The 12,983-nt window shown below is 46.0% G+C and carries 15 protein-coding genes; 6 read left to right on the top strand and 9 right to left on the bottom strand.

Annotated elements, in window-relative coordinates:
* Positions 1-120: 120 nt before the first annotated feature.
* The gene (locus tag BCT11_RS25985; RefSeq protein ID WP_005430355.1) at positions 121-486 is read right to left on the bottom strand and encodes a hypothetical protein; all 366 of its coding nucleotides are present in this window, start codon (positions 484-486) and stop codon (positions 121-123) included.
* Positions 487-727: 241 nt separating this feature from the next.
* Here BCT11_RS25985 and BCT11_RS25980 point away from each other — a divergent pair, with 241 nt between their 5' ends.
* Positions 728-1,057 (top strand): DUF2500 domain-containing protein, encoded by a 330-nt coding sequence (locus tag BCT11_RS25980; RefSeq protein ID WP_038872539.1) that lies wholly within the window; start codon positions 728-730, stop codon positions 1,055-1,057.
* A 1-nt stretch (position 1,058) separates the two neighbouring features.
* On the opposite strand, the gene BCT11_RS25975 is transcribed toward BCT11_RS25980, so the two are convergent.
* Positions 1,059-2,072: an acyltransferase family protein gene (locus BCT11_RS25975; protein WP_039977271.1), complete on the bottom strand. Its 1,014-nt coding sequence runs from the start codon at positions 2,070-2,072 to the stop codon at positions 1,059-1,061.
* A 250-nt stretch (positions 2,073-2,322) separates the two neighbouring features.
* Between BCT11_RS25975 and BCT11_RS25970 the strand changes: the two genes are divergently transcribed.
* Entirely contained in the window at positions 2,323-2,703 is a 381-nt protein-coding gene (locus tag BCT11_RS25970) for a cystatin domain-containing protein (RefSeq protein ID WP_102389663.1), read from the top strand.
* Between the two features lie 90 nt (positions 2,704-2,793).
* Here the strand turns inward: BCT11_RS25970 and arsJ are convergent, their stop codons facing one another.
* The 6 genes from arsJ to rhtB all read right to left on the bottom strand — a co-directional run bounded on the left by arsJ (position 2,794) and on the right by rhtB (position 8,109).
* Positions 2,794-4,011, bottom strand: coding sequence for an organoarsenical effux MFS transporter ArsJ (arsJ, locus tag BCT11_RS25965; RefSeq protein ID WP_045420727.1), 1,218 nt, complete (start codon positions 4,009-4,011; stop codon positions 2,794-2,796).
* Positions 4,012-4,269: 258 nt separating this feature from the next.
* The gene (locus BCT11_RS25960) at positions 4,270-4,764 is read right to left on the bottom strand and encodes a cyclin-dependent kinase inhibitor 3 family protein (RefSeq protein ID WP_102389661.1); all 495 of its coding nucleotides are present in this window, start codon (positions 4,762-4,764) and stop codon (positions 4,270-4,272) included.
* Positions 4,765-4,775: 11 nt separating this feature from the next.
* Complete coding sequence (locus tag BCT11_RS25955) at positions 4,776-5,777, bottom strand: ArsJ-associated glyceraldehyde-3-phosphate dehydrogenase (protein ID WP_039977274.1); 1,002 nt, start codon at positions 5,775-5,777, stop codon at positions 4,776-4,778.
* A gap of 27 nt (positions 5,778-5,804) precedes the next feature.
* Positions 5,805-6,140 (bottom strand): metalloregulator ArsR/SmtB family transcription factor, encoded by a 336-nt coding sequence (locus BCT11_RS25950; protein WP_009705162.1) that lies wholly within the window; start codon positions 6,138-6,140, stop codon positions 5,805-5,807.
* A gap of 102 nt (positions 6,141-6,242) precedes the next feature.
* The gene (locus BCT11_RS25945) at positions 6,243-7,466 is read right to left on the bottom strand and encodes an EAL and HDOD domain-containing protein (protein ID WP_038872529.1); all 1,224 of its coding nucleotides are present in this window, start codon (positions 7,464-7,466) and stop codon (positions 6,243-6,245) included.
* Positions 7,467-7,494: 28 nt separating this feature from the next.
* On the bottom strand, positions 7,495-8,109 hold the full coding sequence (rhtB, locus tag BCT11_RS25940) for a homoserine/homoserine lactone efflux protein (protein WP_005452019.1): 615 nt from the start codon (positions 8,107-8,109) through the stop codon (positions 7,495-7,497).
* 65 nt (positions 8,110-8,174) lie between these two features.
* Here rhtB and BCT11_RS25935 point away from each other — a divergent pair, with 65 nt between their 5' ends.
* Both BCT11_RS25935 and BCT11_RS25930 read left to right on the top strand, forming a co-directional pair.
* Positions 8,175-9,164: an alpha/beta fold hydrolase gene (locus BCT11_RS25935; protein ID WP_042604090.1), complete on the top strand. Its 990-nt coding sequence runs from the start codon at positions 8,175-8,177 to the stop codon at positions 9,162-9,164.
* A 171-nt stretch (positions 9,165-9,335) separates the two neighbouring features.
* Positions 9,336-10,160 carry a Cof-type HAD-IIB family hydrolase gene (locus BCT11_RS25930; RefSeq protein ID WP_005438534.1) on the top strand — a complete coding sequence of 275 codons (825 nt, stop codon included), beginning with the start codon at positions 9,336-9,338 and terminating at the stop codon, positions 10,158-10,160.
* 70 nt (positions 10,161-10,230) lie between these two features.
* Here the strand turns inward: BCT11_RS25930 and BCT11_RS25925 are convergent, their stop codons facing one another.
* On the bottom strand, positions 10,231-10,701 hold the full coding sequence (locus BCT11_RS25925; protein WP_039977277.1) for an EVE domain-containing protein: 471 nt from the start codon (positions 10,699-10,701) through the stop codon (positions 10,231-10,233).
* Between the two features lie 41 nt (positions 10,702-10,742).
* On the opposite strand from BCT11_RS25925, the gene BCT11_RS25920 reads away from it, so the two are divergent.
* Together BCT11_RS25920 and BCT11_RS25915 are read left to right on the top strand one after the other, a co-directional pair.
* On the top strand, positions 10,743-12,293 hold the full coding sequence (locus BCT11_RS25920; RefSeq protein WP_102389660.1) for a hypothetical protein: 1,551 nt from the start codon (positions 10,743-10,745) through the stop codon (positions 12,291-12,293).
* A complete protein-coding gene (locus BCT11_RS25915) occupies positions 12,293-12,889 on the top strand; it encodes a tRNA-uridine aminocarboxypropyltransferase (RefSeq protein ID WP_102389658.1) in 597 nt (198 codons plus the stop codon). The genes BCT11_RS25920 and BCT11_RS25915 overlap by 1 nt, the downstream gene beginning before the upstream one ends.
* Positions 12,890-12,983: the final 94 nt, after the last annotated feature.

Genomic DNA, 12,983 nt, shown 5'->3' with positions numbered 1-12,983 from the left:
GGCTGGTAATGATTGCAGTGGTTGTTGGTTTAATGACACTGCCAATGATGTACTAAGTTACTGTTTCCAATAAAAAAGGGACGCTTTCGCGTCCCTTTTTTATTATTCAAATTTTGCCGTCTACAGATGCTTAACTAGTATGTCCCAATGCATGTAGTAAAAACCGAGTGCAGCAAGCGTAATCAAGGCCATTAACAAAATCGCAGCTCGCCAAATAAAGCGTGAACTTCTCGGTGTGAGTTCCTTTTCACACGCATCGCATGCAGCAAGAAAACCCTTTCTGTCATCCAGTTTATAATCCTCTTCGTGGACAACTTTGTTACGGACCGTCGCAATAAAGCGCAGTTTTGCAACGACATCATGCGGTAAGCGTTCTTCACAACTGGTAATCAGTTGATGCAACCCTTTCCCTTCCGCGTGGTATTGAGTACGCAGAAGTTTTTCGATCGTTCGGGTACGCATGACTACTTTCTCAATATCTGACATCGTAACCCTCCTTACTTGACCCTTCCTGTGTCTGTCATTTCATTCTTCTACAAATTCAGAGTTTTTTCGAGTCGTTAAGTGCAAATTTCCTTTTAAATTGTGCTCTTGCACGCATATAAAATGTGAAGTGTGCCGAATAAAACCTACATCCCTTTTACTAGATCACGAATAATTTATCTCAACTCATAGTTTAATCAGGGAGTTCTGTAAAATAGATGCCAATGAAACATTGGAGGTTATCATGCCAATCTCACTTATTTTGGCTCTATTCACCCTGATTGCTCTCGGAGCTTGGGTATTCTTTCGCTTCTACAGCAAGCACTACTTTGGCGAAGACGCGCCTGAACAAAGCGCTCAAGTCACCATACTCGATAAACAAGCGATAGAAGTACCAGAAGCAGAACCTGGACAAGACGATCAGGAATATTGGATTTACGTTCAGCGCGGCTCAATTGGCCCGAAACGCGAGTTTCAAATCGGTGTGCACTATTACCACGCCTTAAACCCTGGTGATAAAGGCACACTGACTTACTGTGGCGATAAATTCCTTCACTTCGCCTTAAAACGCTAATCTAAGGTAATAGCCAACGGGTCTTGGCTGATTTAGAGAACAAGTAACTCATCGCCAAGGCCCCAGCTCCACTCAAAGCGATCCAAACTGGAATTACCCAAGCTGGGTGTCCCTGATACCAACCAAACGCTTTCATTGGCCACAAGAAGATTGGATGCAACAAATAAATTCCTAAGCTGTGCTGACTAATAAAGCTCACCACTTTTTGCACTTTAGGTGTTAGACCTTCACCAAAGTAGCGGCACAGCATAAAGATCATAGACGCTGCGAGAATCACATTCAGTGTTTTGTATGAAAACCAACGACCTACGGTATATTTATCAGCTTCTAAACTGTTGGCCACCACCATGGTAAACGTCACCGCCAACGCCACGAGCCCAAGCCCAGTAAAAATGCTGACAGTGGTGCGATTAAGAGGCACTTTCTTAAACAGCACATAGCCGAGCGGCAAATATCCCATGTAAAGCCAGTATTGATTGCTCCAAGGGCCATCAATCTTAAATAGGAACAAAGTGCTGGTCAGCAGCCAAACAGCAAGATACGCATAGAGAACGTTATCATCGCAATTACGCACCACCCATTGGAATAACGGAATAACAAAATAGAGCGGAATAAAGTAATAGAAGAATCCGAGGTGATAGTAAGTCGCGTGATGTGGACTGTTACTCACCACTTCTTTAACCGTTTCAAAATCGAAGCCTTGTGCTGTCCAACCCGACAAGTAGGCATAAAATATCGACCAAATAAGAAAAGGCACTAATACTTTGCCTAAACGCCGTTTAACGTAGTACTTGGCATCAAAAGGTCGTGTATCACTGAGCATTAGAGCGCCAGTAATCAAAATGAATACAGGTACTGCCCAGCGAGTTACGCTGTTTACCCCGACAGCCGTCAACCATTGGTCAAACGGAATCACTCCCAACTCATTACGATATGGCGCTAGCACATGAATCGCGATCACTGCGATGGCAGCGACACAACGTAATAAGTCGAAAAATAGAACCCTTTCTCTCATACCCTTACCTACTTTGAGTGACTTCACGTTTATAGCATAGGGTAATTTTCATCCAGTTAAATAGTTAACAATCTGTTTTTGCTTATTTTTAACTCAGCGATGACGCGCCAATATCATTGATTTGCAAAATAGGTAGTCACAAATCTCATTGTACAAATGAGATCAGCAGCCCTAAGCTTTCTCGGATATGAAACAGATTTAACCGATTTATTCCATTAGGATGCTGAACAGATTATTAAGAGAGGTCTTTATGAAGAAAACATTATTAGCATCACTGGTTTGTGTAGTGGCTTTAGCTGGATGTAATCAAAAGGAAGAGACCGTGGCACCAACACAATCGCAATCGGAAGCGAACCCTATCTGCAGCGCTGAAAACCTTGCTGGCGGCTGGTCACAAGGTGAAGTAACACCTGAAGCTCAGCAAGCACTCGACTTTGTACTTGGTCAGATGAACACCGCAGCTAAGCTAAAAGAGATCTTAAGCGTACGAACTCAAGTGATGAATGGTCTTAACTACGCCATTGAATTCGAAATGGACAATGGTGAGGTATGGAACACCATCGTTTACCGCTCACTGAAAGGTGATATGGAAATGACGCAACCTGCACAACAAGGTCGTCTTTGCCCATAAACATAACTTGCTAATTTGCGATACTGAATCGTAAAAACAAAAATGGCTCCCAATATGGAGCCATTTTTTATTTCTAAGTCGTAAGCCGATTTAAGCCGTAACCACTTTGGCCTTTGGTAGCTTGATAGAAATTAGCGTTGTTAGCGCTAAGAAAGCAAATGACACCCACAAACATGCCGCTAGACCCGCTTCTTGGTAAATCCAACCGGATAGAACCGTACCAATCAAACGTCCCATCGCATTCGCCATATAGTAGAAGCCGACATCCAATGAAACACCATCGCCTTTCGCATAACTAACGATCAGGTAAGAGTGCAGAGATGAGTTCACCGCAAACACAGCACCGAAAATCATCAAGCCCACCACAATAACAAGCTCTGGTTGCCAACCGATTTGCACGCCATAAGCAATCGCACCAGTGATGACGGCAAGGATTCCTGCCCAAATCAGAGCCGCGCTGCCATCTGGCACTCGACCTTGCGCTTTGCCAGTAATACGAGGCGCAAAACCTTGAACGAATCCGTAAGCAATCACCCAAGCCGCAAGGAAGCCGCCTACCATCAGGTGATCCCAACCAAACACGCTGCCAAGATAAATCGGGAGTGCAACAACAAACCACACATCACGAGCACCAAATAGGAACATACGTGCAGCGGAAAGAATGTTCACCGATTCTGACTTAGAGAAAATTTGACGGAACTTAGGTTTGCTCTTCGCCTTACCCATATCCGATTCTAGCCAGATCAAGCTGCATACAAACACAACAGCCAGCACACTTGCCATGATGACCATCGAAGTTTGGAAACCAAACGCCGACAACAACAAACCACCAACAAAGAAACCCGCACCTTTCAGCGCATTCTTTGAGCCCGTTAAGATCGCAACCCACTTATAAAGTGCACCTTGCTGCTCGTCTGGCACCAAAGTTTTGATCGCGCTCTTGGCACTCATCTTATTTAAGTCTTTAGCAATCCCCGAAATTGCCTGCGCCGCCATTACCCAAGGAATGGTCAACCAAGCATTGGGCACAGCCAACATCAGCAAGGCAAAAATCTGCATCCCTAAGCCGACGTTCATGGTTTTGTTCAAACCAAGTCGAGCACCTAGCCAGCCACCAACCAAGTTGGTCACTACGCCAAAAAATTCATAGAAAAGGAACAGCGAAGCAATGGCTAAGCTTGAGTAGCCTAAGTCATGGAAGTAAAGCACCACCAACATACGGAGTGCACCATCCGTCACGGTGAAGTTCCAATAGTTGAACGTCACCAGCATATACTGACGGATACTTTTGCTTAGTTTTGAAATCATAACGACCTCAGATGTACAGCGTTTAGAGCATTTAGATCATGATGTACCAAATGCTCTATGACCTGAACACCAGCATTGAGTCACCTCAATACTGGCGCTAAATTGTGAAACAAGAACTGATGAGAAATCTAAATTTTATTTATTAATAAACAATGACTTAAACACAGCATCAGTAAACAAGAATCACATAAATTGGTAAGCCATTACGGCATAAAGAGAGCTTTTAGATCATGATGTTCCAAAAGCTCTATAAGCTGATCAAGCGTTTTGAGCCACACGCTCGATGTACTCAACTTGTACTGGCTTTGTGAAAGCACCAGGACGCAGCGCTTGCACTTCACGCACGATGTCTTCTAGCTCCCAATTTTTCTCTAGCAGTAGGTGCGCAGCGAACAAACCTGTGCGACCAGAGCCACCCATACAATGCATGGCAACCTTGCCACCTTGAGCAAGAATCGCGTGCAGCTCAGGACTCGCTTGTGACCATTTTGCAGCGAACTCTTCGTCCGGAGCACAATCATCTTCAATCTCAATTTGGAACCATTTCATGCCCAACTGTTGGGTTAATTCGCCCAACGCAGACACGTCTTTTGCTGCTAATTCAGCATTATCAAGGGCAGTAACAATCGCTTCTACGCCTTGCGCTTTTAGCTGCTCTAGCGAAGCTTGCAGTTCAACACCTTTGGTACCAGGACATGGAGTCAGTACCAAAGCGCCCGTTTCTAAATCTAATTGCCATGTAGGATGAGACATCTTATAACTCCTTATGCCATACCAACGTTACGAACCAATTCTGCAGTACGCGTCGCATAACCCATTTCGTTATCATACCAAGCGTAAATCTTCACCATACGAGAACCCACAACCATGGTTGATTGTGCATCAACGACCGTTGAACGTTGGTCGCCTTTGTAATCGATAGAGACCAATGGGCGCTCTTCAAAACCAAGGATGCCTTTTAGCTCGCCTTCAGAAGCTTCTTTCAGCAGTGCATTAACCTCTTCTGCCGTGGTATCACGTTTCACATCAAAAATGATGTCAGTAAGTGAGGCGTTTGCTAGAGGAACACGAACCGCGTGACCGTTAATCTTGTCTTTCAACTCTGGGAAGATTTCAACAATCGCTTTTGCACTGCCCGTAGTGGTTGGGATCAGACTCATGCCACATGCACGTGCACGACGTAGGTCTTTGTGCGGCGCATCCAGAATCGTTTGTGTGTTAGTTAAATCGTGAATCGTTGTGAATGACGATTGTTCAATGCCCAGTTTCTCGTGAATCACTTTCACGACAGGTGCAATACAGTTCGTTGTACAAGACGCTGCGGTTACGATGCGGTGCTGCGCAGGGTCGAAGATGTGGTCGTTCACACCCACGACGATGTTAGCTACGCCGTCTTCTTTTACTGGTGCGCTAACAACAACACGTTTTACGCCTTGTTCTAGGTATTTGTTTAGGAATGAGGTTTTGCGATGAACGCCCGTTGCTTCAATCACAACATCACATTGACCCCAGTTCACAGCATCGATATCACGCTCTTGTGAAGTCGTAATGCGCTTACCGTTGATCACCATATCTGTGCCTTCAACTTGCACTGCATGGTTCCAACGACCTTGAACTGAATCGAACTCAAGTAAGTGGCCAAGAGTCGCTGCATCACCCGCTACATCGTTGATGTGTACGAACTCTAGCTCTGGCCAATCAAACGCTGCGCGTAATGCCAAACGACCGATTCGACCGAAACCGTTAATACCTACTTTAATCGTCATAATCTTCTACCTTTAAGCTTTCGCTGGTTAACAGCACGCTGCACGAGCTTTGTCTTGCAAACGTGAAATATCGTCTTGGTACTCTTGCTTTAAGCAGTTCGAGGCCACCAAGTCATCAATCAATTTTTGCATCCATCCCGGTAATTGATCTGACAGCTCGTAGTACACCCATTGCCCCTGGCGTTTATCAACTAAAATACCATTTGATCTTAGCTGAGCCAGATGGCGAGAAATCTTTGGTTGGCTTTCTTGCAGCGCATGGGCTAAATCACCAACACAGGTTTCCCCTTCACGAACCACCAGCATTAAGCAACGCACACGAGTCTCGTCGGAAAGAAGTTTGAAGAACTGATGTGGAAGCATACTTACATACCTATATATGGATATGCGCATATATTTATTTAAAAATAGGATGCCGTCAAGCGATCGTGCTCGACTGTAATAAAAGTTTAATATTTGATCAGATTAGGCGCCAGAAAAGGTCTGACTCCAGCGAACGGCTTCGCCAAGTTCAGACTTCACATCATCGACAGAAAGACCGAGTTGCTGGGAGAATTGCTCCACGCCTGCCCAGTCTGCACGCTCGTAACACTCTTCAATTGCCAGTAACGCACCGTATTCACCTTGGCGATGCAACAAAGCTTGCTGCACGGAAGGACTTAACGGCAACTGCCCAACTAAAGATTCGACAGACAAATCGAGCATGGCATCGAGAATCGATAACAAGCCAACCATAAAACCCTGCTCGTTGAGATGCGAAAGAGGTCGATAACGCGACATGGCCTCGCAGAATTGTGCTCTTTGTAGAGACAAGTTATATAACTCGCGCGGTTTCGTGCTGGAGATATAAGACGCTACCACTAACGAGACAAACATTTTGAGTTTCTCTTGCCCCAAATAAATCAACGCTTGACGGAATGAAGTGATGGTCACTTCTAACGTGGTCGATTGCGTATTCACAAAACGCAGTAGCTTGTACGACAGCGTGACATCTTGGGTAATGATGTTTTCAATCCGGTCGAAGTCAGGATCGGGAACACACACTTCTCTAAATAACTTAAGCGCCAGAACTTGCTCGGGGCTCACGTATTTAGTCTGCATCACTTCTGGCTTACTGAAGAAGTAGCCTTGGAAGAATTTAAAGCCTGCCTCTTTGGTCGCTTCAAACTCAGCTTCGGTTTCTACTCGCTCAGCTAAGAAATGGTATTTGGTGCGCTTTTTAGTGTGCTTCTTAACTAAGTCGCATGCCTTTTTTAGCCCCATCGCCATGATATCGAGTTTCACGATATGGACATACGGTAAGAAACGACGCCATTCGTCAGTCAACGTGAAGTCATCAAGCGCAATCAAATAGCCTTCACGGTACAGTTCGCGAATGGCTTCAAGCAGCTCATCGGTTGGTTGGCAGGTTTCGAGTACCTCAACCACGATTTTGTTTTTCGGCAAGCTTCTTGGCAGCCGACGCAGCAAACTTTGGTGAGGAAAATTGATGAAGCATCGTGAAGATGCAATCAGAGGATTGGTTCCGACAGAGAGAAAGTTCTCTACTATCAATCGGTATGTCGCCCTGTTTGAATCGATGTGTGCAGGATAGGCATTACTTTCACCATCACGGAACAACAACTCATATCCCAGCGTCTGTCTTTTTCGATTAAAGATAGGCTGGCGGGCGACATACGCATTTTTCATTCGAAATTATTGTGCTTTTTATAACTTGTTACTTAGCTGCCGCTAATAATGCACCACATCCCATGAACATTGAACCGAATACTTTATTAATTTTGCCCATGATCTTATCTGAGCGAATAAAGCGTCCCATTTGTGCGGCTAAACTGGTGTAACCCAGCATCACAAACGCATCAATGGTCACTGTGGTCACACCCAAAACCAACAGCTGAGTCAGTTGGTCTTTCGCTGGGTCAATAAATTGTGGAAACAGTGCCACCAAGAATACGATCGATTTCGGGTTAGTCAGGTTGATAAGAATGGCTTTGTACAACAGAGAAGTACCTGACATGGTTTGGTGACTTTCGGTCGCAACCAAGCCGGATGTATCACGCCACTTTTGAATGCCAAGCCACACAAGGTAAGCTGCACCAACCCATTTGATCACAGTAAATGCCGTTGCCGATTGCGCGACTAAAGCACCAATGCCAGCGCCAACCAAAGCAATATGAATTGCCAAACCAATCTGTAAACCAACGATAGCACCCAATGACTTACGCGTGCCGTAACTCAGACCATTACTGATCGAGTTGACGGTACCAGATCCCGGAGCCAGACTAAAAACAATTGCTGTTACCACATAGGCTAACCAAACATGGGTATCCATTGCATTTCCTCAATAATTCTTCGATGATACGTCGCGGTAACAACGTATCTTTAGGTAATCGACTAATGGCTATTAACCATTCACCTTTGACTTATACTCAAGAGACTTTATTTGAGCAAGCAATAGGTGGTCCAATCGCAGCACTTTGGCAAGAACGCCAAGAAGGCTTTGTAAAAGGGACAGAGAAAAAGAAAATCTACTGGTGCAAACTCACCAATCCTGAGCACACAAAAGCCGTGCTGATCGTTAACGGTCGCATTGAAGCTTCCTGGAAATACCAAGAACTGTTCTACGACCTGTACCGACAAGGTTATGACGTTTATTCGTTTGACCACCGAGGACAAGGTTTATCAGATCGCCTAATTTCAGACTCAGACATGGGTCACGTCTATGACTTTAATGATTACATTGAAGATATGGAATTAGTGCTGCAGCAGCTTGATTTAAGCGGATACCAGCAACGCTTTATCATTGCTCACTCAATGGGCGGTGCAATTGCCACGCGCTACCTGCAAACACATCCAGAACACAACTTTGATGGTTTGATTCTGAGTTCTCCAATGTTTGGTATCAACCTACCTTGGTATCTCAGCCCTATCGCGATTCCGGTCAGTCAAATCTTAGCGGCAGTTTCGACAAAGCCTAGCTATGCTCCGGGACATAAAGCGTATTACACAAAACCGTTTGAAGATAACCCCCTTAGCCAAAGCTACGATCGCTATCATTGGTTCCGTGGTTTATACAACGACAAGCCCGAACTGCAAGTCGGGGGGCCAAGCACTCGCTGGGTTTGGCAAGGGTTAATGGCTGCCAAGCAATGTATTTTGCTGACACGCCAAATTAAAGTTCCGGTTTTATTGGTTCAGTCAGGTAGCGATCGCATCGTGAGTAACGCCGCGCAGCAACGCTTTATCGATAAGCTAAGTAAGACCAACCCCAATGCCAGCCTAGTTTCGATTGCTGGTGCAGAGCACGAAATTTTGTTCGAAAAAGACCAGTATCGTAACCAAGCTCTGGACGCTGTCTTTTCCTTTATGCGTGCTCAAAGCGCATAAAATGAATTAAAGAGGAAATACGAGGTCTGCGATTTACCCTCTTTTTCCTCCTTATTTTGGCGTAAACTTCATCACGTTCCCCGCACTCGGAGCAGTACGACCTAGTCAATCTACTGCGCTCCGTGTGCAATCAACCTGTTCTACTCTATCCGAACCGTTTACGAGGGCTTCATGAGCACATCGCTACCTTGCAAAGAGATCACTAAAATCGTTGCCTCAGATCTGGATGGCACTTTACTCGCACCAAACCACCAGCTAAGCGCTTACTCGAAAGAGACGCTCAAAGCGCTGCATGAACAAGGCTACACATTTGTCTTTGCAACGGGTCGCCACCACGTAGACGTCGCAAGCATTCGTCGCACGGTAGGTATTCCGGCTTACATGATCACTTCAAACGGCGCTCGTGTGCACGACCAGAATGATCAAGAGATGTACAGCCAGAACGTACCGGAAGATTTGGTGCAGCCAGTGATCGACACGATCAAAACGGATCCTGAAATACTTATCCACATGTACCAAAATGACGACTGGTTGCTGAACAAAGACGACGAACAACTGCGTGATTTCCACGAAGAGTTCACTTACAAGTTGTACGACCAAGACAATGCGCCAACAGACGGCATTGCAAAAGTGTTCTTCACCCACCCAGCGCAAGACCATGAACACCTTGTTACCTTCGAAACGAAGCTGCGTGAACAGTTTGGCGATCGACTAAACATCGCATTCTCAACACCTTGGTGTCTGGAAGTAATGAGTGCGGGTGTTTCTAAAGGTGACGCTCTAAAAGCAGTGGCAGAATCAATTGGTTTGACACTAGAAAACACCATTGCGTTTGGTGACGGCATGAACGACGTAGAAATGCTATCGATGGCGGGTAAAGGTTTGGTGATGGGCACCTCTCACGAGAAAGTGATGAAAGCACTACCAAACAATGAAGTGATCGGCAGCAACGCCGACGATGCGGTTGCACACTACCTGCAAGATCATCTGCTATAACCTGTATTGGCTACCAACAGCAGGTTATCGGCAAAATCACAAAGGGCTGTACTATGCAGCCCTTTTTCTTTTATCGCTGACTCGGCAACTTCTCTTTACCGAGGATTGCTTGCCACTCTTCTTCGCTCACCGGCATGATCGATAAGCGATTGCCGCGTTTCACTAATGGCATGTTTTCTAGCTCTGGCATCGCCTTCATGACCGACAACGGAATCAAGCGTTCAGTCTTACGCACAAACTCAATATCCACCATTATCCAACGCGGATTTTCTGGGTCGGATTTTGGATCGTAATAATCGCTCTCAAGGTCAAACTGGAAATGATCGGGATACGCTTCACGGGTCACTTTGGCAATACCTGCCACACCCACGTTCTTACAAGAGGAATGGTAAATCAGCACCAAGTCGTCCAATTTAACTTGGTCACGCATCATATTACGCGCCTGATAATTACGAACTCCCTCCCAACATGAAACCTTTTGGGTTCGAAGCGTGTCAATAGAAAAGGTATCTGGTTCTGTTTTAAATAACCAATATGCCATAATGCCATCCGATGCAGATTGAGTAATGAGGAAGATATAACATGAAGGCTTTGAAAAACCCAGTGGCATTAGCCACACTGCTGGTGCTGCAAGCATGTAGCATGCAACCACAGCAGTCCGATGCAGACGCACCAACCACTCCGCCTGCGTCCTTAGATAAGCCTGAAACCATCTTACCTCAAACCTTTATGCTGCGTGGTGAAGTCGTGATTGGGCATGAAAGCCAGTACATCACACCTTGTGGTAGCGACAAACAATATTGGTTGCAATTGTCACCACAACAGGTGCAACGAGCCATCGCATTAACCAATGAACCTTATCAAACCATGTATGGAGAGGTGATTGGTCATCTCAATCCTCCTGGTGTTGATGGTTTCTCTGCAGACTTCGACGCGAACTTCGTAGTAGAGCAAGTAAACTTCCTCACCACAGAAAACCCACAACGCTGCAAACAAACCAGTAAACCAACACGAGTCTTTGGTAACGAGCCATCGTGGTCAGCCAGCTTTGAAAGCAACACACTCAAGTTCCAGCAAATGGGCAAGTCGACACAAACGCTAAAAATCGACAGCAGTAAATTGCAACCTCGTCAGCGTACTTACCAACTGGATGACGGCGAACTGCGCATGACCGAGAACTTGTGTTCAGACACCATGAGCAACTCTCTCTACGGCTGGAAAGCGACACTAGCGCATGACGATAAAACCTACCAAGGCTGCGGTATGGCGGCCAACGTAGATTCAACACTCGAGTGGGTGAACACTTACGTCGCGACGTCGACCCAGTCACAAGGCTTCGAAGTGCAAATGACACTCAACAGCGACCACAGTGCCATCACCAAATACAGCTATTCAGACGGACAACCGCCATTGATTGAACGCGGCTACTGGCAACAACTGAGCCCATCGCAAGTACAAGTATTGATGACTCACCACCAGCAACAACGCTTAATGACCGAGCGCCTATTTACTCGCGAAGGCAACCAGCTGAAAGCAGTCAAAGAGAAAGTGGGCAATTTGGTTTATCCCATTGCCGATGGCGGCTTAGTGCTATACCCAGCAACAGTGCGTAACTCAGGCATTGAGCAAGAAGCGCCTGAACGCGGTAGTGCGCCAATTGCAGCTGCGGACATTCCATCCAGTGCCGAATTTAATTCAAAAGTGGATGCGGCGGTACGTAACTACTTTTTCATTAATCAAACCAACCCAAGCAATAACCAATACCGTTGGCTGACCTACGATCTGAATGGCGATGGTGATGAAGAATTACTGGTGCAACTTGATTGGTGTGGCTCTGGCGGTTGTACTCTACTCGTCTTCGAAAACTACGAGAAAGAGTGGCGCTTCAACAGCCGTATGACGCTAGTGCAAAGCCCAATTATGCTTGGTCAACAAACCTCGCACGGCTGGCGTGACCTGATTTTCAATGTCAGCGGAGGCGGTGCAACACCGGGGCAATACGTGATGCTATACACAGGCGTAAGCTACCCAATCAACCCAAGCTTGGCGCCAAAAGCGAGCAAAGAACAAGTCAGCGGTGTGCGTCTGTTCTCAGATGGCATCAGCCCTGTTCGTGATGGAGTGCGCTTGTAATGGCGCAGCCTTGTCCACATTGTGGCTTCCAGTTCAACTGCATCTGTTCACTGCTGCCCAAGTTAAGCAGTGAACACTCGCTGATGCTGTTAATGCACCCTAATGAACTGACGCGCGATACCAACACTGGCAAACTGCTCGCCCAGTGCCAACTGAATGTCACTCAAGTCGTTTGGGACCGAAAAACACCACCAGCGGAGTTATTAGAAACGCTAGCGAATCCAAGCCTACTGCCAGTACTGCTATTCCCAAGTGAAGAGAGCCTGACACTTGAACAAGTGCAGCAACAAACTAACGAGCAAAGCAAACGACCGCTGTACATCATTCTTGATGCGACTTGGCAAGAGGCGCGCAAGATGATCAATAAAAGCCGTTGGCTAGAGGGCGTCGCTATGATGGGCTTAGCCACTCAAGCCGATTCCCAGTATCAACTGCGCCGCAACCAACAAGAAGGCAATTTATGTACCTTTGAAGTGGCTGCCCAATTGATCGGGCAACTTGGTGAAGAGCAAAACCAGAAACAGATGCTGAACTTCTTCGAGCAATACCTTCCTCGTTTCCAAGCCGAGAAAAGTGGTCACGAGTTCAAAGCCTAACATTCTTAAGAATCAAAAAAACGCAGCTCTAACGCTGCGTTTTTTATTGGATGCTGTTTCACGTGAAACAAAACTTTAGAGCTCTTAAGCTCAA

This window comes from Vibrio sp. 10N.222.52.B12, assembly GCF_002875385.1.
GTDB classification, from domain to species: domain Bacteria; phylum Pseudomonadota; class Gammaproteobacteria; order Enterobacterales; family Vibrionaceae; genus Vibrio; species Vibrio jasicida.
The sequence above is the reverse complement of the archived record's forward strand: the minus strand, read 5'-3'. Positions and strand labels throughout refer to the sequence as shown.

Coding starts and splice junctions, on each gene's coding strand:
- BCT11_RS25985 (WP_005430355.1), bottom strand. CDS start 486: ATGTCAGATATTGAGAAAGTAGTCATGCGTACCCGAACGATCGAAAAA.
- BCT11_RS25980 (WP_038872539.1), top strand. CDS start 728: ATGCCAATCTCACTTATTTTGGCTCTATTCACCCTGATTGCTCTCGGA.
- BCT11_RS25975 (WP_039977271.1), bottom strand. CDS start 2,072: ATGAGAGAAAGGGTTCTATTTTTCGACTTATTACGTTGTGTCGCTGCC.
- BCT11_RS25970 (WP_102389663.1), top strand. CDS start 2,323: ATGAAGAAAACATTATTAGCATCACTGGTTTGTGTAGTGGCTTTAGCT.
- arsJ (WP_045420727.1), bottom strand. CDS start 4,011: ATGATTTCAAAACTAAGCAAAAGTATCCGTCAGTATATGCTGGTGACG.
- BCT11_RS25960 (WP_102389661.1), bottom strand. CDS start 4,764: ATGTCTCATCCTACATGGCAATTAGATTTAGAAACGGGCGCTTTGGTA.
- BCT11_RS25955 (WP_039977274.1), bottom strand. CDS start 5,777: ATGACGATTAAAGTAGGTATTAACGGTTTCGGTCGAATCGGTCGTTTG.
- BCT11_RS25950 (WP_009705162.1), bottom strand. CDS start 6,140: ATGCTTCCACATCAGTTCTTCAAACTTCTTTCCGACGAGACTCGTGTG.
- BCT11_RS25945 (WP_038872529.1), bottom strand. CDS start 7,466: ATGAAAAATGCGTATGTCGCCCGCCAGCCTATCTTTAATCGAAAAAGA.
- rhtB (WP_005452019.1), bottom strand. CDS start 8,109: ATGGATACCCATGTTTGGTTAGCCTATGTGGTAACAGCAATTGTTTTT.
- BCT11_RS25935 (WP_042604090.1), top strand. CDS start 8,175: ATGGCTATTAACCATTCACCTTTGACTTATACTCAAGAGACTTTATTT.
- BCT11_RS25930 (WP_005438534.1), top strand. CDS start 9,336: ATGAGCACATCGCTACCTTGCAAAGAGATCACTAAAATCGTTGCCTCA.
- BCT11_RS25925 (WP_039977277.1), bottom strand. CDS start 10,701: ATGGCATATTGGTTATTTAAAACAGAACCAGATACCTTTTCTATTGAC.
- BCT11_RS25920 (WP_102389660.1), top strand. CDS start 10,743: ATGAAGGCTTTGAAAAACCCAGTGGCATTAGCCACACTGCTGGTGCTG.
- BCT11_RS25915 (WP_102389658.1), top strand. CDS start 12,293: ATGGCGCAGCCTTGTCCACATTGTGGCTTCCAGTTCAACTGCATCTGT.